At 39.2% G+C, this 18,530-nt stretch carries 13 protein-coding genes; 8 read left to right on the plus strand and 5 right to left on the minus strand.

Features of this window, described 5'->3' with window-relative positions; translation table 11 throughout:
- The first annotated feature begins 140 nt into the window (after positions 1 to 140).
- Positions 141 to 1,343 carry a Bcr/CflA family efflux MFS transporter gene (locus tag H5116_RS06840; RefSeq protein ID WP_182197406.1) on the plus strand — a complete coding sequence of 401 codons (1,203 nt, stop codon included), beginning with the start codon at positions 141 to 143 and terminating at the stop codon, positions 1,341 to 1,343.
- A gap of 34 nt (positions 1,344 to 1,377) precedes the next feature.
- On the opposite strand, the gene grpE is transcribed toward H5116_RS06840, so the two are convergent.
- Positions 1,378 to 1,989, minus strand: a complete 612-nt coding sequence (gene grpE / locus H5116_RS06845; protein WP_024597391.1) for a nucleotide exchange factor GrpE — start codon at positions 1,987 to 1,989, stop codon at positions 1,378 to 1,380.
- A gap of 58 nt (positions 1,990 to 2,047) precedes the next feature.
- Positions 2,048 to 3,013 carry an HrcA family transcriptional regulator gene (locus H5116_RS06850; RefSeq protein WP_182715809.1) on the minus strand — a complete coding sequence of 322 codons (966 nt, stop codon included), beginning with the start codon at positions 3,011 to 3,013 and terminating at the stop codon, positions 2,048 to 2,050.
- Between the two features lie 154 nt (positions 3,014 to 3,167).
- Between H5116_RS06850 and nadK the strand changes: the two genes are divergently transcribed.
- The 4 genes from nadK to H5116_RS06870 all read left to right on the plus strand — a co-directional run bounded on the left by nadK (position 3,168) and on the right by H5116_RS06870 (position 6,792).
- On the plus strand, positions 3,168 to 4,052 hold the full coding sequence (gene nadK / locus H5116_RS06855) for an NAD(+) kinase (protein WP_004335384.1): 885 nt from the start codon (positions 3,168 to 3,170) through the stop codon (positions 4,050 to 4,052).
- Positions 4,053 to 4,129: 77 nt separating this feature from the next.
- Positions 4,130 to 4,687, plus strand: coding sequence for a hypothetical protein (locus H5116_RS06860; protein WP_182715810.1), 558 nt, complete (start codon positions 4,130 to 4,132; stop codon positions 4,685 to 4,687).
- Positions 4,688 to 4,762: 75 nt separating this feature from the next.
- The gene (recN, locus tag H5116_RS06865) at positions 4,763 to 6,436 is read left to right on the plus strand and encodes a DNA repair protein RecN (protein WP_182711572.1); all 1,674 of its coding nucleotides are present in this window, start codon (positions 4,763 to 4,765) and stop codon (positions 6,434 to 6,436) included.
- A gap of 32 nt (positions 6,437 to 6,468) precedes the next feature.
- Entirely contained in the window at positions 6,469 to 6,792 is a 324-nt protein-coding gene (locus H5116_RS06870; RefSeq protein ID WP_182715811.1) for a hypothetical protein, read from the plus strand.
- Between the two features lie 13 nt (positions 6,793 to 6,805).
- On the opposite strand, the gene H5116_RS06875 is transcribed toward H5116_RS06870, so the two are convergent.
- The 3 genes from H5116_RS06875 to gltB all read right to left on the minus strand — a co-directional run bounded on the left by H5116_RS06875 (position 6,806) and on the right by gltB (position 14,503).
- Positions 6,806 to 7,828, minus strand: coding sequence for a GGDEF domain-containing protein (locus H5116_RS06875; RefSeq protein WP_335676254.1), 1,023 nt, complete (start codon positions 7,826 to 7,828; stop codon positions 6,806 to 6,808).
- Positions 7,829 to 8,620: 792 nt separating this feature from the next.
- Positions 8,621 to 10,036, minus strand: a complete 1,416-nt coding sequence (locus tag H5116_RS06880; RefSeq protein ID WP_004335378.1) for an FAD-dependent oxidoreductase — start codon at positions 10,034 to 10,036, stop codon at positions 8,621 to 8,623.
- A 9-nt stretch (positions 10,037 to 10,045) separates the two neighbouring features.
- Complete coding sequence (gene gltB, locus H5116_RS06885) at positions 10,046 to 14,503, minus strand: glutamate synthase large subunit (RefSeq protein ID WP_182715812.1); 4,458 nt, start codon at positions 14,501 to 14,503, stop codon at positions 10,046 to 10,048.
- Between the two features lie 698 nt (positions 14,504 to 15,201).
- On the opposite strand from gltB, the gene H5116_RS06890 reads away from it, so the two are divergent.
- The 3 genes from H5116_RS06890 to H5116_RS06900 are packed head-to-tail and all read left to right on the plus strand — an operon-like array spanning position 15,202 to position 18,525.
- Positions 15,202 to 16,455 (plus strand): efflux RND transporter periplasmic adaptor subunit, encoded by a 1,254-nt coding sequence (locus tag H5116_RS06890; protein WP_182715813.1) that lies wholly within the window; start codon positions 15,202 to 15,204, stop codon positions 16,453 to 16,455.
- Positions 16,456 to 16,497: 42 nt separating this feature from the next.
- Positions 16,498 to 17,208: an ABC transporter ATP-binding protein gene (locus tag H5116_RS06895; RefSeq protein ID WP_182715814.1), complete on the plus strand. Its 711-nt coding sequence runs from the start codon at positions 16,498 to 16,500 to the stop codon at positions 17,206 to 17,208.
- Positions 17,209 to 17,211: 3 nt separating this feature from the next.
- Entirely contained in the window at positions 17,212 to 18,525 is a 1,314-nt protein-coding gene (locus tag H5116_RS06900) for an ABC transporter permease (protein WP_182715815.1), read from the plus strand.
- Positions 18,526 to 18,530 lie beyond the last annotated feature (5 nt).

The raw sequence follows: 18,530 nt of genomic DNA on the forward strand, positions 1-18,530 counted from the left end.
AATTTAAAATATTTGCTTTATGTACCGTTATATTAAAAAAAAGCAATATGACGATAAACTTAGCGGGCAAACTAAGTTTATCCAAATACAATGCCCTGTTACACTATAACCCTTGTTTTTAGTGATTGTTGAGTTTACACATGGACGCCTCAGCCTCGTCTTTTAATACCCGTATTTTATTGCCTTTATTAGCCAGTATCGTGGCGATTACGCCATTGGCGATAGATATGTACTTACCTGCCATGCTGGTAATTGCAAACGATTTACACACTAATATGCCCAATGTACAAATATCGTTGAGTATTTACTTAGCAGGCTATTCATTAGGGATGCTATTTTTTGGCCCCATTGCCGATCAAATTGGCCGCCGTAAGCTTGCACGTATCGGCTTAACCTTATTTGGTGCAAGCTCACTTGCACTGGCATTTACCACCGAAATCCATGCTTTTTGGACTCTTCGAGCAGTGCAAGCATTTACGGGAGCGGCAGCAACGGTAGTAGTACCGGGTATTATTCGCCATATTTATCAGCAAAATACAGCTAAGGGAATGTCGTATGTGTCGATGATTATGATGGTAGCGCCGTTAGTTGCCCCCTCTGTTGGCTCGTTTATTTTAGGATTTTCTGTTTGGTCAACCATATTTTTGGTTCTTGCTGGGTATAGCTTTTTAATATTGGCGTTTGTGCAAGTGTATCTAATTGATATTCCTATTCACAAAAACGAAAAAAAGGGTCTCGCTCTATTTTTTGATAGCTATAAAACAGTACTCAGTAATAAAGATGCACGTGCCGACATACTCAGTTCTATGTTTGTATCGTTTGGATTTTTTTGCTTTTTGACCTCAGTACCATTTATTTATTTAGATTTATATGAAGTGTCAGAACAGTTATTTGGTGTGTTATTTGCCTTTAACGTAATGGCGCTGATGTTTGGTAACTTTTTAAATACGCGAATTGTACCAAGGCTGGGCTCTCGAAAAATGCTCTATATTGGGCTTACATTTGGATTTGTATCGGGGCTGGCTTTGTTAACATTTAGCTTATTGCATTTATCACTTTATTATATTGTGGCTGCTATTGCGCCATTAATGATGAGCTTAGGCGTCACTGCAAGTAATGCTGACTCGCTAATATTAATGAAGTTTGAAAAAAACACAGGCACGGCAACGGCCGTAATTGGCACACTTCGTTTTGGCAGTGGCGCATTAGTTGGCCCGCTACTCGCTATTATGCATGCAAAAAGCGCAGTGCCGTTTTCAAGTTTAATGTTTAGCGCTGTTTTGCTTACTATGCTCGTACAGTTAATTCACTATAAAAAAGACAAAAAAAATGCCTCAATATGAGGCATTTTTATCAAAGCTAATAACCTTAAATTAGTTAAGCATCAGCAGCTTTAGAAACCATAACCATTGCAGGGCGTAATAAACGACCATTCAATGTGTAACCTTTTTGCATAACAGCAAGTACTGTATTAGGTGTTACATCGTTACTTGGTTGAATTGACATTGCTTGATGAAAATCTGGATTAAACTGCTCACCTTGTGGGTTTACAATTTCAACACCAAACTTTGCAACAGCATCGTTAAAGCTTTTAACTGTCATATCGATACCTTCAAGCAACGGCTTTAAAGTCTCATTTTCTTTATCAGAAAACTCAATAGCACGCTCAAGATTATCAATTACAGGTAGTAATTCGTTAGCAAATTTTTCTAGTGCAAACTTATGCGCTTTTTCTACATCTTGTGCTGCACGACGACGAATGTTGTCTACGTCTGCTGCAGCACGAACAACACCATCTTTTTGATCAGCAATAGTTTGTTTAGCAGCTTCAAGCTCTGCATATAGCATAGCTATCTCTGCCTCAGGGCTTTGCTCTTCCTCGGCATGTTGATCAGCGGCTTCTACTGCTGCTTCTACATCAGCCTGCATTTTAGAAATTTCTTCGTTTAATTCTACTTCTTGCTCAGGGTTTTGTGTCTGCTCAGACATAAAATACGTGCTCCAATTCTTTTCAACTGCGGTAATTATGGGGATTGAATAAAAAGATTCAAGAGTTAGATGTCTCAATTAATTTAAATTCTTGGATTATTTCTTCAATTTGCGCTGATTTAGGGCAAATTATACAAAAGCGGCTTTGGTATTCTTGATTTTGAAAGTACGGCACACTTATTACAATCAATTCATCGCACTCAGTAAAAGGTAATTTTTCGCTATTAAGTACCGATACACCGTTTTTAAAAGCGAGTTTATCTTCTACATAATTTAAAAACGAAACGCCAATATTTAAACTTTGCTCACAATCGATTTGTTTATAGAGGTAATTTTCGCCAACAACAATACTGTTATCTGAGCCTAATTTTTGACTTAGTTGTCGCGTCCATTGATTAAGCGAATCGTGACAATTTCGAGGCGCTGTATTTGCCATCGCCTGCATACGATACAAACCCTCCATAAGAGTTTGTTGGCTAAATACGGTATTCAACCATGTTGCAAACTGATAACGAACAGAATCTGACGAATCATGAGGTTTATCAATACAAATGTTGTGGCTCTGCCCAGCCCTGTCTATTAATAGAATAAGCCAGTCGGTAGAATCAAAATCAAGCACTTCTACTCTAAACACTTGCTGCGAGCTGACTTGTGGTAAACCAACACAACAACATATTTGGTATTTTTGGCTCAAACCATGTGCTAGTTCAACGAGTTGTGATTGCTCTGGTTGCCAATAATTAGCAATGTCAGCGAGTGGAAAAAACTCGTCAAACCAATAATCAAACCCTTCATTTGTGGGCACTCGTCCTGCAGATGTATGAGGTGAATACAATAGCCCCACTTTTTCTAAGCGAGCCATAGCATTACGAACCGTAGCCGAGCATACTGCCATGCCTTTGAGCTTGGCAATTTTTGTTGATGGAACAGGCAAGCCTTCACCATTACAGTACATGTTCATAACAGCTGAAAAAATTTGCTGATCTCGTGAGTTTAGTTTCATGGTATCTACATCTTGTTGCATGAAAGAGATATCGGGGCGTTTAGTTGTTTTTCAAGTCGTGCAGTTAACTGACTGCGAATAAAATTGAAGGTTTATAATATTGCTATAATCTGTATTTTCAAACACTTCTGTTTTGAGTTACTCTACAATTACTAAATCTTTTTGTGCGTACATTATGGACTCTCCTTTTAATACCATAGGCCTAATTGGCAAACCTAATCACCCGGGAGCCGCTGCTACCCTTCAGCGCTTACATACATTTTTACTTGCGCTTGGTTTTGAGGTAATAGTAGAAAAACGCACAGGGAGTCAATTAGACGATATCCCGCATGACAAACTTGTTAAGTTAGTCGACTTAGGAGAACAAGCCGATTTAGCTATTGTTGTAGGCGGTGACGGTAACATGCTTGGTGCTGCACGCGTGCTTGCGCGCTTTAACATTGCTGTAATTGGAGTAAATAGAGGTAACCTTGGCTTTTTAACTGATTTAAACCCTGAAGGGTTTGAAGCGAGCTTAGAGCAAGTCCTCAGTGGTGAGTACCTTGAAGAAAAACGCTTTTTATTAGAAGTAGAAGTATATCGCCACAACGAATTAAAGAGTGCAAATTCTGCCGTTAACGAAGCGGTACTTCATGCCGATAAAGTAGCGCATATGATTGAGTTTGAAGCTTTTATAAATAATGACTTTGTGTTTTCTCAGCGCTCTGACGGTTTAATAGTATCAACCCCTACTGGCTCTACGGCATATTCACTTTCAGGTGGCGGGCCAATTTTAACGCCAGAGCTAAATGCAATATCGTTAGTGCCTATGTTTCCTCATACCTTATCTAGCAGACCTTTAGTGGTCGATGCCGATAACGAAGTACGCTTAAAGCTAAGCCTAGAAAATACAGATAGCCTACAGGTAAGTTGCGACAGCCATGTTGTGCTTGCCGTATTACCCGGCGATGAGGTAGTAATTAAAAAAGCGGATAAACAATTGCGCTTAATTCATCCAAAAAATTACTCGTACTACAACGTTTTACGTACAAAACTAAATTGGGGTAGTCGTTTGTACTAATTTTATTGCCAAATTTAGTACTATAAAGCAAAATGGCGGCTTAAAATAATAATCAAATAATTTAGGAACGAGTAGCAATGACTTATGTAGTATTCTTTGCTTTACTGCTATTAATTACACTTTTATACAGTTACCTCAAAATTGAGAGTAATCGCAAAAAAGCAATCGAAGCTAGAAAAAAGCTATTTAATGAACGTGTTTCGCATGTAAATTCACGCCTTAAAGCAAAGCTTAATAATCTTCTTGATGCTAAAATAATTCGCCCAAAATACGTTCCTCGTATTCAAGCTATTGTAAATAATTTTTTTGTTGTGCAATCGCATACAGACGAGAATTTGCAACAACTTGAAGATACCGCTGACCTACTAATTAATACGTTGTCCAACGAGTTAATTAAAACTAATCAAACGAATATAATCCAGCCATTGATTGATAATATACAGTACTTTGTATCTGAGTTACCTCAGCAAGGAATTTTATACAATAAGAGTTTTTACCTAAATACTTTACCTCCACTTATCGGGCTACTTAAAACCGAAGACGTTATACAAGCTACTGATATTGTTGATGATCAAATTGATACCTCCCCAAAAACTTCTGATACACAATTTACTCAAGATGTAAGCGTTGCATAAATAATAAAAAATTAATTTGCAAAAAACCAAAACACTGTATAAATTAACAGTTAATTGACTGGATGGATAAACAGTATGTTAATTGGTTTAGAAGTTAAAAATTTTGCAATTGTTAGTAATTTAAGCACAGAATGGCGCAGCGGTATGACCGCGATCACTGGCGAGACAGGTGCTGGTAAATCTATTGCTATTGATGCGCTATCATTATGTTTAGGTGAACGAGCTGAAGCATCAGCAGTGCGCCCAAGCTCTGATAAAGCAGAAGTGTGCGCTCAATTTGACCTAACAGATTTACCGCTAGCACAATCGTTTTTAGAGCAACATATGCTAAACAATGACGATAATGAATGTTTATTACGTCGTGTTGTTTGCAAAAATGGACGCAGTAAAAGCTACATTAATGGCAGTGCCGTTACCGCATCACAATTAAAAGAACTTGGTCAATATTTAATATCCATTCATGGACAACATGCCCACCAACACTTATTAAAAGCTGAGCATCAGTTACAGCTTTTAGATGCCTACGCAGGGCATCACCACTTAGTAAATGATGTAAATAACAACTATAAACAGTTTGCTAACTTACAAAAAGAATTTAAACATTTAGAGCAACAACAGCAGCAACAAGCAGCGCAAAAACAATTGTTAGAATACCAAGTTGCAGAGCTCGATGAGTTTGCCTTACAAGAAGGTGAGTTTGATTTAATTGAGGCCGAGCATTACAAACTTAGTAACAGCCAAACAATATTAGAATCGTGCCAACGTGAATTACAATACTTATATGAAAGTGATGAACAAAATGCTTGTTCAATGCTGCAGCACAGTGCCCAACAATTCGCTGAGCTGGCTCAATACGACGAAAGCTTAGCAGGCGTAGCAGCCCTCCTTAGTGAAGCCGCAGTACAAGTTGAAGAAGCAAGCCGTGAAGTTCGAAATTATACTGAGCAAGCAGATTTAGACCCTGCTCGTTTAGGTGAAGTAGAAAATAGACTAAGCGGTGCGATGGATTTAGCGCGTAAGCATCACATAAAACCACAGCAGCTAGTTGAGTTTCATCAATCGATTGCTCAGGAGCTTGAGTCAATAAGTAATAATAGTAATCGTCTGGAGCAACTAGAGTCAGAAATAGAAAGCGCGTTAATTAGTTATAAGCAAGCTGCCGATGAACTAAGTAAAAGTCGCTATGAGTATGCTAATACACTTAACACACTAATAAGTGAAAGCATGGCTAATTTATCGATGGAAAACGGTGTATTTGAAATAGCTTTAACTCAAGAGAGTAGCCGCGCACCTAATAGCTTAGGGTACGATAATGTGTCGTTTTTAGTATCAACTAATCCGGGGCAACCACTTCAGCCGTTAGCTAAAGTAGCCTCAGGTGGTGAGCTTTCGCGAATTAGCCTTGCTATACAGGTAATTATTGCCCAAAAAGTAACAACCCCAACGCTTATTTTTGATGAAGTTGATGTAGGTATTTCTGGCCCTACAGCATCAGCCGTAGGCAAACTATTGCGCCAGTTAGGTAAGTCTACTCAAGTGATTTGTGTTACCCATTTACCGCAAGTTGCTAGTAGCGCACACCAACAATTTTTTGTAGCTAAAGAAATAGCACAAGGCGAAACGTTCACTCATATGCTGCCTTTGAATAAAGATGGTCGTATTAATGAAATAGCTCGCTTACTTGGTGGTGATAATATCAGTAAAACAGCTAAAGCGAATGCTAAAGAACTAATAATGGCCCATGCCTAACATTGGTTAATAGAGCTTTGAAGGATTAAATAATGCACAGTACTTTAGTTAATTTTTGTATCATTTTAAGTTGGTTTTTATTAGCGCTAAGCAGCTGTTTAATTATTTTTAGTAAATATAAGCATACTTACTTTAAACAGCGTTTACTGAGGTTTTTAAATAGCTTTTTAGTTCTTCAGATAATCGCTGTAGCCTATTACTTTACTAGCGAAAAAATAAATAACCTAAGTGACTTAGGCATAAGTTATTGGCTATTAATTACAATGCAGATTGTCTGTAATGCAATGTGTTACATGAGCGTAAAGCGCAGAAAGGCTAAAATAAAGCCATCACTTGATTCGTTTTCAATGGATTAAAGTAGATAAACTTTTAAGAAGAACACGTTCTGTTTTTACCTTGCGCTTTTGCTTTATAAAGTAGTTCATCAGCACGCTTGATATCAAGATCAATTGAGCGTTCGGCACTTGCAGAGATAACACCAATACTTAGCGTAATATTGGTACTATCTGAAAATAAGCTCACAACTGAAGCTTTAAGGGTGTTGTGGATTTTTTCTGCAACTTGCTCCCCCTGCTCAACTGTTGCATCTGGAATAACAATTAAAAACTCCTCTCCGCCCCAACGTGATGCAATCGCATTTTTTGGAATACTTTTATCAAAGGTTTTAGCTAACTGAATAAGTGCTTCATCGCCAAAATCATGGCCGAATTGATCATTAATCTTTTTAAAATTATCTACATCAGCTAATAAAATTACAAAAGGAGTATTATTATCTTTCAGCTCACTTTTGAAAGCCACAAGCTTATTCATGGTATAGCGACGGTTTGGCAGGTTGGTGAGTGGATCTATAGTTGCTAAAAATTCATTCTTTTGACTCAAAGCAATTATTTTACTGCTGTATTTTTCTCTTGAAAACTCGTAGTAGCCACTCAGCGACGCGACAATTATAAAAGCGAGTATGATTCTGATAGGAAACTGTTCCGGACTATAGTCATATATATTGAATGTATCAGCGCAGTAAAAGCCTAAAACAATCGCTAATAAAAACAAAATTATATCAAATGTACCTCGCTTAAGTCCGCGTATTGAATAAGTAACTGGAGACACTATGAATATCCATATAGGCCCTGTTCCTTGTGCTCCACCAGTGAGGACTAGGTAAAACATTAGTGCATAAAGGTTGTATAAAATTATAGTGCCTGACTTCTCTACTCCCCTACTTATGCTAAATGCCAATAAATAAACAAACGAAGAAACAACCAAGGTACACGCTAATAAATAACTGCTATTAATAAATGCTAAGCTAGCCATAGAAAACGTTGCTATAAACCCTATTGAAGAGAAGAATCGAACAATGAGTTTCCTTTCCGACTTGTTTGAATATTCGTACATAATTTCTATTTATTTTATTAATATATAAAAGCTTACTTGTAGACAAAAAGTAAGCAAACCGTAAACAGCGTGCGATAATGGACCAACTTTATATTTAAATCAACTCTTAAGATTAGTTATTTCGGGTTGATAAAAGCGAATACTTTAACCATTACTTACCTTTGTTAGGGATAATGCAATAACATTAAGAGTTAAAAAATAAATAAGTTTACTTTTTTATTCCCACACTACCCGCACTAATAGTACTGAGTAATAGTAAAAGTAGTGGTATAACACTCGCAGTTAAAGATGGTGTTAACGGTACTGTATATATGTATTTAGACAAGCAACCAATCAATTAACTCTTCAGATCAAAGTATTTATACAACGATGCAAACAAGAGTTATAGCATATTAAGCAACAAAAGAAGCTACAGATTATGGCCAAATAACGTTAGCTAGTACTGCTGAAAATCCAAAAACTCGAGTTGCTATAAGTATATGCCTGTACCCTTGTGTTGGTTACGTAAAGCGTAAAGTTTGCATGTATAAATTAACCCTCAAGGCTGCTTAATAGATGCCCAAAGCATCCGTATTTAGCTCGAAACAAGCATACCCTCACTAAAGCAAAATAATCCCTCTTGGTAGTTACACTAAAGGTAAAAGCTCAAGGTGTCGCTAAAGCAAGCTATGCTACAGGTGATATTAATATAATACCGTTTGTGGCTAACTACGTTGGCATTACATTCGAATCAAACAATAAAAAAAGCAAGCCAGTTGGCTTGCTTCTTATTTATTTTATTAATACGAACAATTAAACTTTTAAGTAATCCATAATACCTTCTGCAGCATTACGTCCTTCAAAAATAGCGGTTACCACTAAATCTGAACCACGCACAATATCGCCACCAGCAAATATTTTAGGGTTCGTTGTTTGATGTGTAAATTCACCCTGTTCTGGTGCATTAATGCCGCCCCAGTGGTTTATTTCTACATCGTATTTTTCTAACCAATCCATTTTGTGAGGCTGGAAACCAAATGCCATAATAACTTGGTCAGCTTCAATCACATGCTCTGAACCAGGTACTTCTTCAGCACGACTTCTGCCATTTGCGTCAGGTTCGCCTAATTTAGTTTTAACCATTCTAACGCCAGTTACTTTACCTTTATCGTTCAATACAATACCTTTAGGCTGAACGTTATAGGTAAATATAACGCCTTCTTCTTTGGCGTTTTTAACTTCACGTTTAGAACCAGGCATATTTTCTTTATCACGACGATAAGCACACGTTACTTTTGCAGCATTTTGACGAATAGACGTACGCACACAGTCCATCGCTGTATCACCACCACCAAGTACAACTACTTTTTGGTTAGCCATATCAATACACGGCTGCTTAGTCTCGTCATAGCCCATTACACGGTTAGTGTTACCAATCAAGAACGGGAGTGCATCGTGAACACCTGGTGCATCTTCATTTTCAAGACCTGCACGCATACTTTGATACGTACCAACTCCTAAAAATACGGCGTCGTAATCAGCTAAAATTTGATCAAGCGTAATATCAACACCTACTTCAACATTTAACTTAAACTCCACGCCCATTTCAGTGAAAATTTCACGGCGCTTTTGCATCACTTCTTTTTCAAGTTTAAAAGAAGGAATACCAAACGTGAGTAGTCCGCCAATTTCTGGGTGACGATCAAACACCACTGGTTTTACGCCGTTACGAACTAAAATATCAGCACACCCTAAACCAGCTGGGCCTGCACCAATAATAGCTACTTTTTTGTCGGTCCAAGTTACATAAGACATATCAGGCTTCCAGCCCATTTTAAATGCCTCATCGGTAATGTATTTTTCAATATTACCAATCGTTACAGCACCAAACTCTTCATCTAATGTACACGAGCCTTCACACAAACGGTCTTGTGGGCAAACGCGGCCACACACTTCTGGTAAACTGTTTGTACGATGTGAAAGCTCAGCTGCCTCTATAATACGACCTGTGCGTATTAACTTTAACCATTGTGGAATGTAGTTATGTACTGGGCACTTCCACTCACAATACGGGTTACCACAATCTAAACAACGATCAGCTTGTGAGTTAACCTGATTCTCTGAAAAGGGTTCGTAAATTTCTACGAAAGATTTTTTACGTGACGAGATTGGTTTTTTGCGTGGGTCTACACGCTGCACGTCTATAAATTGATATACATTTTCGCTCATACTGCCCCCTTATTGCGCCTGAACACGTAGTTCGGCACTACTGCGAGCGCGATGCCCGAGTAAACTTTTTACGTCGCTTGATTTTGGTTTTACTAATTTGAACATCGGTAAGTACAGTTCAAAGTTAGCTAAAATGCTTTCAGCTCTGCACGAACCCGTAAGCTCTAAATGCTCAGCAATTAAGCCGCGTAAATGCTCTTGATGTGACGTTAATTCGTCTAGTGTTACTATTTCTACAAGCTCTGGATTAATGCGTTTTTCAAAATCATTTCGCTCATCTAAAATATAAGCAAAACCACCAGTCATGCCCGCGCCAAAGTTAACACCTACATTACCAAGTACACACACAACGCCACCGGTCATGTATTCACAACCGTTGTCACCTACACCTTCAACAACCGCTTGCACACCTGAGTTACGAACTGCAAAGCGCTCACCGGCACAACCCGCTGCAAAAAGTTTTCCGCCTGTAGCGCCGTACAAACATGTGTTTCCAGCAATGGTTGCTTTATGACTTTCAAAAGATGAGCCAAGTGGTGGACGAATAACTAACTTACCGCCTGCCATGCCTTTACCTACGTAATCGTTAGCATCGCCAACCAATGTCATTTCAAGACCACCGGCATTCCAAACACCAAACGATTGACCCGCCGTACCGTGTAATTCAATTGCTACGGGGTCTGCCGCCATCCCTTGATTACCGTGTTTATCAGCAATATAACCCGAAAGCATTGCACCTACAGAGCGGTCAGTATTACAAATACGACTCACAAGCGAGATACCGCTTGACGTATCAATTGCCTCTTGCGCTTTAGCTAATAAACTTTCGTTTAACTTACCTAGATAATGCGAACTGTTAGGCGCACTACAATAAAGCGTTTCGCCAGTTGGGTTGTTCGGCTGAGCAATAACAGACGATAAATCAATTTTCTTCTGCTTTGCAGTTTTGCCTTCAATTTCTTCTAATAAATCTAAACGGCCAATTAAGTCAGTTAAATTTGCAACGCCTAAGCTTGCCATAATTTCACGCGCTTCTTGCGCTATAAACTTAAAGTAGTTCATCGCCATTTCTGGTAAGCCGTGATAATGCTTTTGACGAAGTGTTTCGTCTTGTGTTGCAACACCGGTCGCACAGTTATTTAAGTGACAAATACGTAAGTATTTACACCCAAGGGCAACCATTGGACCAGTACCAAAGCCAAAGCTTTCAGCACCTAAAATTGCCGCTTTAATAATATCTAAACCTGTTTTTAAGCCACCATCTGTTTGCAGGCGAATGCGATGACGAAGGCCATTTTCAACTAGTGCTTGCTGTGTTTCAGCAAGTCCAAGCTCCCATGGGCTACCCGCATATTTAACAGAAGTAAGTGGGCTTGCGCCTGTACCGCCGTCGTAGCCAGAAATAGTAATTAAATCGGCATATGCTTTAGCAACACCTGTTGCAATGGTTCCCACACCTGGCTCTGAAACAAGTTTTACAGAAATAAGTGCTTTAGGGTTTACTTGTTTTAAATCGAAAATTAGCTGTGCTAAATCTTCAATTGAGTAAATATCGTGATGCGGTGGTGGCGAAATTAACGTAACACCTGGTACCGAATAACGAAGTTTAGCAATATACGGCGTTACTTTTTCACCTGGTAATTGTCCACCTTCGCCTGGTTTTGCACCTTGCGCTACTTTAATTTGAATAACGTCAGCACTGCGTAAGTAATGAGGCGTTACACCAAATCGGCCTGAAGCGACTTGTTTAATACGCGAGTTTTTCTCTGTACCATAACGCAGTTTATCTTCACCGCCTTCACCCGAGTTTGAACAACCACCTAAGCGGTTCATTGCAATTGCTAGCGCTTCATGAGCTTCTGGTGATAACGCACCAATACTCATTGCCGCTGAGTCAAAACGCTTGTATAGGTTTTCTGCAGACTCTACTTCATCGATGCTTATACCTTGCTCAGGTAGTTTAAGCGCTAACATATCGCGCAAAGTCGCAATTGGACGATTATTAACTAAATCAGCGTACGCACTGTAGTCTTTATAATCACCTGATCGAACCGCTTTTTGCAGGGTTTGAATAACATCTGGATTATAAGCATGATACTCACCACCGTGAACGTACTTAAATAAACCACCGTGGCTTAATAATTTACGCTTACTTAAAGCAAGTTTGTGCAAACTTTGCTGATCGTCATCAAAGTCGGTAAAGCATGCACCTTGTATACGACTTGCAACGCCTTTAAAGCACATTTCAATAATCGCATCAGATAATCCCACCGCTTCAAACAACATTGAACAACGATAAGACGCAACCGTACTTATGCCCATTTTAGACATAATTTTGTACAAGCCTTTATTAATGGCTTTACGATAAGCAAGGGTCACTTCGCAATACGACTTATCAATAATTTTGCTGTCGCTCATCGCAACTAACGATTCATACGCAAGGTATGGATAAATTGCCGTAGCACCAAAACCTAATAGCACAGCAAACTGGTGCGCATCTCGCACGCTGCCAGTTTCAATGATAATATTTGATTCACAGCGCAAGTTGTTATCAACTAAGCGTTTTTGTACCGCACCTACAGCCATAGCTGCTGGAATTGGTAAATTTATTTCATCAAAGTTACGGTCAGTTAAAATAAGCATGATACAGCCCGCAGCTGCTTTTTCTTGTGCTTGGTCACAAATACGCGTAACCGCGTTTTCTAAACCCTCTTCAACTGTATAGGTAATATCAATTTTACAGTAGCTGTAGTGCGCTTCATCAGCATTTAATAGCTGCTGCATGTCTGCGTACATTAAAATTGGTGTATCAAACTGTAGGCGCTTAGCGTGGCCCGTTGTTTCGTTAAATACGTTTTGCTCACTACCAATACAGGTTGCAAGCGACATTACATGGTTTTCACGTAGTGGATCGATAGGTGGATTTGTTACTTGCGCAAATTTTTGGCGGAAGTAATCATAAAGTGAACGATGCCCTTCACTAAGCACAGCAAATGGCGTGTCATCACCCATTGAGCCTGTCGCTTCTTGGCCGTTTTCACCCATTACACGAATAACGCTATCAAGCTCTTCGTTGGTATAACCAAACATTTTTTGATATTTAGCTAGCGTTTCGTCATCAAATGAGCGATTACCAGCGTCTTGCTCAGTAAGTTCTTCAAATGGAACTAAACGTTTAACGTTTTCTTCAAGCCATGACTTGTAAGGATGGCGAGATTTTAAATCTTGATCGATTTCATCCGAGTGCCAGATTTTGCCAAGTTTAGTATCAATAACTAATAATTCACCTGGACCAACACGGCCTTTTTCAACCACTTCATCGGCAGTGTAATCCCAAATACCCACTTCTGATGCAAGCGTAATAAAACCATCTTGTGTAATTACATAACGTGCTGGGCGAAGTCCATTACGGTCAAGGTTACACGCCGCAAAACGACCATCCGACATAACAATACCTGCCGGGCCATCCCATGGTTCCATATGCATAGAGTTAAAGTCGTAAAATGCACGTAAATCGTCGTCCATTGCACGGTTTTTCTGCCATGCAGGCGGCACGAGCATACGCATAGCGCGGAATAAATCCATGCCGCCAGCTAAAAATAGCTCAAGCATATTATCTAGGCTTGATGAATCAGAACCGGTTTCGTTTACAAACGGCGCTGCGCTTTGTAAATCAGGAATAAGCGGTGACGCAAATTTATAAGAACGTGCGCGTGCCCACTGGCGGTTACCTTCAATAGTATTAATTTCACCATTGTGTGCTAAATAGCGGAAAGGTTGAGCTAAAGGCCAACGCGGCTGAGTATTAGTAGAAAAGCGCTGATGGAAAACACAAATCGCACTCGTCATACGAATATCAGCTAAATCTAGGTAAAAATTAGGTAAATCCGCAGGCATCATTAAGCCTTTATAGATAGTTACCAAACCAGATAGACTTGCGATATAGAAAGCTTCATCATCAACAATGCGCTTTTCAGCGCGGCGGCGTGCTACATATAAGCGACGCTCTAAGTCTTTAGAACGCCAACCTTCTGGCGCGCTAACAAAAATTTGTTCAAAACCTGGTAATTGCTGTACAGCAATAGGACCCAACATAGATGGGTCGGTTGGTACGACACGCCAACCTAAAATATTTAGCGTTTCTTTTTCTAATTCTTCGCTAAGTATTTGTTTTGCAGCTTGTGCTAAAACAGGGTCTGAATTTAAAAATATCATACCCACTGCGTAGTTTTTGCCTAAGTGCCAATTATGTTCACTGGCAATTGCACGGAAAAAGCTATCTGGTTTTTGTAATAATAAACCACAGCCATCACCTGTTTTACCATCGGCAGATATACCGCCACGGTGCTGCATGCAATCAAGCCCCGTAATAGCAGTACGAATAAGCCTATGACTAGCTTGACCATTAACTTGGGCTATTAAGCCAAAGCCACAATTTTCTTTTTCTAACTTTGAGTCGTATAACATAGACCCCTCCCCTTGCTGCACTGTTAGCGTGGATGAACTGCTCGACGATTTGCTAACAGACGGACAAAACTAGCCTCTATCTTAAATAGAGTCAATAGCACTTTGAATACATATTCACATTCTTGAATATTTCTCACTTCATAGCAAGATTTCTTTTTATCATTATTTTTAACATTTAGCGTTATTTTAACCACTATTTTTTCATGACACTGGTGTCAAGTTTAACATATTGTAAAAAACACAAGCGCTCAAAGTTGCAGCTTACGTAAACGTAAAGGTAAGCAAAAGTGAATAAGTATTCAACAAATGAAGGGTTATTCAGTTAACATTTAGATAGTTTTATGCTATTTCATTACTTTAATGGCTTAACATCCCCGATTATTGCTGCTCATTAGTATAGTTATGAAAGTTCATGTCCTTTTTTGTACATTAATAGTGAATTTTTATTTAAAGCGGTGTCCGATGCGGACATAAAAACTGTCCGCGGACATCATTTTCAAGAACAAAAAATAAAAAGCACTTTAATATCAATGTGATAGTAGTTGGCATATTAATCGTATAGCTTTACATATAATCGCTAATTGGAATTACCATGTTTACTCTAAGCTTATTTTTGCTCTCTCCTATTGCCGCCATTTGCACAGCAGCTTTATTACTGCTGTGCGAAAAATACATAAAAGCAATGTAGGGGGAATTAAATGATTAAAGATACCAGCGCACAAGACGTACAAGTAAAGGCACCTATAAGCTATAAAAAATACGCGATAATCACTGCGATTGTTTTCATTGTGGTCTCTACAGTTGCTTATATTTTTTTAACTAACCATAGCGCTAAAAGCTCTATTAGCCGCTCAAAAGTACAGGTTGCAAAAGTACATGTTAAAGCGCTCATTCGAGATATTGCCGCCAGTGGTAAAATTGTTGCTGCTAATGCTCCTAAAATCTACAGTCCAGAACGTGGATTTATAGATTTAAAAGTAAAGGCCGGCGATACAGTAAAGCAAGGCAACACACTTGCCCTGCTACAAAGCCCTGAGTTAACTAACGAATTAAAGCAACAAGAATCTGTGCTTAAACGACTACAAGGCGAGCAGCAAAGGCAGCATTTGCAAGCAAGACGCCAAACACTCACTTTAAATAAAACACTCGATATGGCACAAGTTGAGCTTAATGCCGCTGAGCGCGAAAATCGCCGGGCACAGTTATCAATTCAAAAGCACTTAATTAGCCAAATTGATCTTGAAAAAGCAGTTGATGATTTATCCCGAGCTAAGCTCTCGTATAAACATGCACAACAAGAGGTATTGCTTGCCAAAGACACGCTCGCCTTTGAACTACAAGCTGCTAAAAGTGATGTGACCCGCCAACAACTTATTGTTGATGATTTAATCAGAAAAGTAAGCAACCTATCTATTAAGGCTACCGTTACTGGGATCGTGGGTAACCTATTAGTGCAACAAAAAGCCGCAGTGACGCAAAGCCAACCTCTTATGACTCTCGTCGACTTAAGTAATTTCGAAGCGGAACTTCAAGTACCTGAAAGTTACGCCAACGAATTAGGACTCGGTATGGAAGTAGAGCTTAAGTTAGGCAATGAAACAGTGAGGGGGAATTTATCCGCCATATCACCAGAAGTTAATAATCGTGAAGTAACAGCACGCGTCCGATTTAAAGGTGTTACTAACAACATTCGTCAAAACCAACGCTTAACTGCACGTATTTTACTCGACAACCGAGAAGGTGTAATGCAGGTAAAACGCGGTGCTTTTATGCAGCAAGGCGGAATTTTTGCTTATAAGGTAGAAGGCAATATTGCAAAGCGTATACCTATTACAATAGGCGCCACCAGCATTAATGCGGTTGAACTTTTAAGCGGTGTTAAAGAAAACGATGAAATTATTATTTCAAGCTACAGCGACTTTAAGCAAGCCGATACGATTTTATTAAATTAAACAGACGTTCTCAACCAACGCTAAAAATAATTAGGAACAACCATGTTACAAATGAACAATGTAAGTAAAGTATACCAAACAGAAATGGTACAAACCCATGCGCTTCGAGACTTTAACCTGCAAGTAAACGAAGGCGAATTTATTGCTGTTACCGGTCCTAGCGGCTCAGGAAAAACAACCTTTTTAAATATTGCAGGTATGCTCGAGCCTTTTAACGAAGGTGAATACCTGTTAGATGGCGTTAATGTTGGCAGCCTAAACGATAACCAACGCGCTGATTTACGAAATCAAAAAATTGGCTTTATATTCCAAGGCTTTAATTTGATCCCCGATTTAAATTTATATGAAAACATAGAAGTTCCTCTTCGCTATAGAGGGATTAAAGCAAATGAGCGAAAACGTCGAATTGAGCAATGCCTTGAACAAGTTGGTTTAGCATCTCGCGCTAAACACTTACCTCAACAACTCTCTGGTGGCCAGCAACAACGTGTAGCAATAGCTCGTGCGCTTGCTGGTGAACCTCGTTTTTTACTTGCCGATGAGCCAACAGGTAACCTTGACAGCTTAATGGCTCGCCAAGTTATGGAGTTACTTGAACAAATCAATCGCGACGGTGCCACTATTGTAATGGTAACGCATGATAGCGAATTAGCCCGCCGTGCTCCGCGTAATATTCAAGTAGTTGATGGGCAACTTGCCGACTTTACGCTTTATCAAGGCGCGCAAACTATAAAAATAGCAACGGGGGTTTAACTAATGTTTATTCATTATTTAGATTTAAGTTGGCGCAGCTTCAAGCGCACCCCACTGGTTAGCTTTTTAATGGTACTTGCCATTGCGATAGGTATAGGCATAACAATGACCAGCCTTAGTGTTTATCACATGATGTCAGCCGATCCTATCCCTGAAAAAAGCAGCCAACTTTACAGTGTGCAATTACAAACAATGGACGATGGTAGTACGTGGTGGACAGAAGATAACATACCACTGCAACTGACCTATCAAGATGCAGAGAACTTATTAAACGCACCCACGTCAGAGAAAAAAGTGGCTATGATGCGTACCGGCTTTTCAGTTTATTTAGACTCCGACAAAATAAAACCTTTTATAGGTAATGCTCGCATGACAACGCCTGACTTTTTTAGCATGTTTAATTTGTCATTTTTATACGGGGGGGCTTGGAGCAAAGAGCAAGAAGACTCTGCCGCACCTGTGGTTGTTATTACCCAAGAGATAAACGATAAACTATTTGCTGGAAAAAACTCTGTCGGAGAACTGATTTACTTAGATGATGCAAGCTATCAAGTAGTTGGTGTTATTAAACATTGGCCTCTCAATATTAAATATTATGATTTAAATAACGGTGCATTTAATCAAGTAGAAGAGTTATTTATGCCCTTTAGCTTAATAAAGACAAAAGAGCTAGTAAGTTGGGGCAATAGCAATGGATGGAAACACGAAAACACACCAACCTTTGCAGATAAACTGCAATCTGAACAAGTATGGATCCAGTTTTGGGCAGAGCTAAATACGCTTGCACAAAAACAAGCCTATCAAAATTACTTATTAGCCTATATGCAAGAACAACAAAAACGTGGTCGATTTAATCGTAAAGAACTTGAGTATAAACTTCGCGATGTAAACCAATGGATGCAATACAACAACGTCGTCACCGAAGACAATAAAATTTTAGTGGGCCTGAGCTTTATGTTCTTAGGTGTCTGCTTAGCCAATATTTTAGGTTTACTTTTAGCTAAGTTTTTACGCAGAGCGCCAGAAGTAGGTGTAAGACGCGCATTAGGTGCGAGTAAAAGGCAAATATTTTTACAGCACTTAGTTGAGGTCGCCATGCTTGGCTTTATAGGTGGCATGCTAGGAATTGTACTAGCACAACTTGGTTTAATGGGCGTAGGGCAAAGCTACGACTACTATGAAAACTTAGCGACAATGGATTTAACCATGCTATTGAGCGCCCCATTGATTGCAATTACAACCTGCATTTTAGCTGGTTTGTACCCAGCTTGGTTAGTGTGTAAAACCAATCCTGCTATTTATCTTAAGAGCCAATAAGGAAT

Origin of the sequence: Pseudoalteromonas sp. SG45-2, from assembly GCF_014164115.1 — a bacterium.
GTDB lineage: Bacteria > Pseudomonadota > Gammaproteobacteria > Enterobacterales > Alteromonadaceae > Pseudoalteromonas > Pseudoalteromonas distincta.

Coding starts and splice junctions, on each gene's coding strand:
- H5116_RS06840 (WP_182197406.1), top strand. CDS start 141: ATGGACGCCTCAGCCTCGTCTTTTAATACCCGTATTTTATTGCCTTTA.
- grpE (WP_024597391.1), bottom strand. CDS start 1,989: ATGTCTGAGCAGACACAAAACCCTGAGCAAGAAGTAGAATTAAACGAA.
- H5116_RS06850 (WP_182715809.1), bottom strand. CDS start 3,013: ATGCAACAAGATGTAGATACCATGAAACTAAACTCACGAGATCAGCAA.
- nadK (WP_004335384.1), top strand. CDS start 3,168: ATGGACTCTCCTTTTAATACCATAGGCCTAATTGGCAAACCTAATCAC.
- H5116_RS06860 (WP_182715810.1), top strand. CDS start 4,130: ATGACTTATGTAGTATTCTTTGCTTTACTGCTATTAATTACACTTTTA.
- recN (WP_182711572.1), top strand. CDS start 4,763: ATGTTAATTGGTTTAGAAGTTAAAAATTTTGCAATTGTTAGTAATTTA.
- H5116_RS06870 (WP_182715811.1), top strand. CDS start 6,469: ATGCACAGTACTTTAGTTAATTTTTGTATCATTTTAAGTTGGTTTTTA.
- H5116_RS06875 (WP_335676254.1), bottom strand. CDS start 7,828: ATGTACGAATATTCAAACAAGTCGGAAAGGAAACTCATTGTTCGATTC.
- H5116_RS06880 (WP_004335378.1), bottom strand. CDS start 10,036: ATGAGCGAAAATGTATATCAATTTATAGACGTGCAGCGTGTAGACCCA.
- gltB (WP_182715812.1), bottom strand. CDS start 14,503: ATGTTATACGACTCAAAGTTAGAAAAAGAAAATTGTGGCTTTGGCTTA.
- H5116_RS06890 (WP_182715813.1), top strand. CDS start 15,202: ATGATTAAAGATACCAGCGCACAAGACGTACAAGTAAAGGCACCTATA.
- H5116_RS06895 (WP_182715814.1), top strand. CDS start 16,498: ATGTTACAAATGAACAATGTAAGTAAAGTATACCAAACAGAAATGGTA.
- H5116_RS06900 (WP_182715815.1), top strand. CDS start 17,212: ATGTTTATTCATTATTTAGATTTAAGTTGGCGCAGCTTCAAGCGCACC.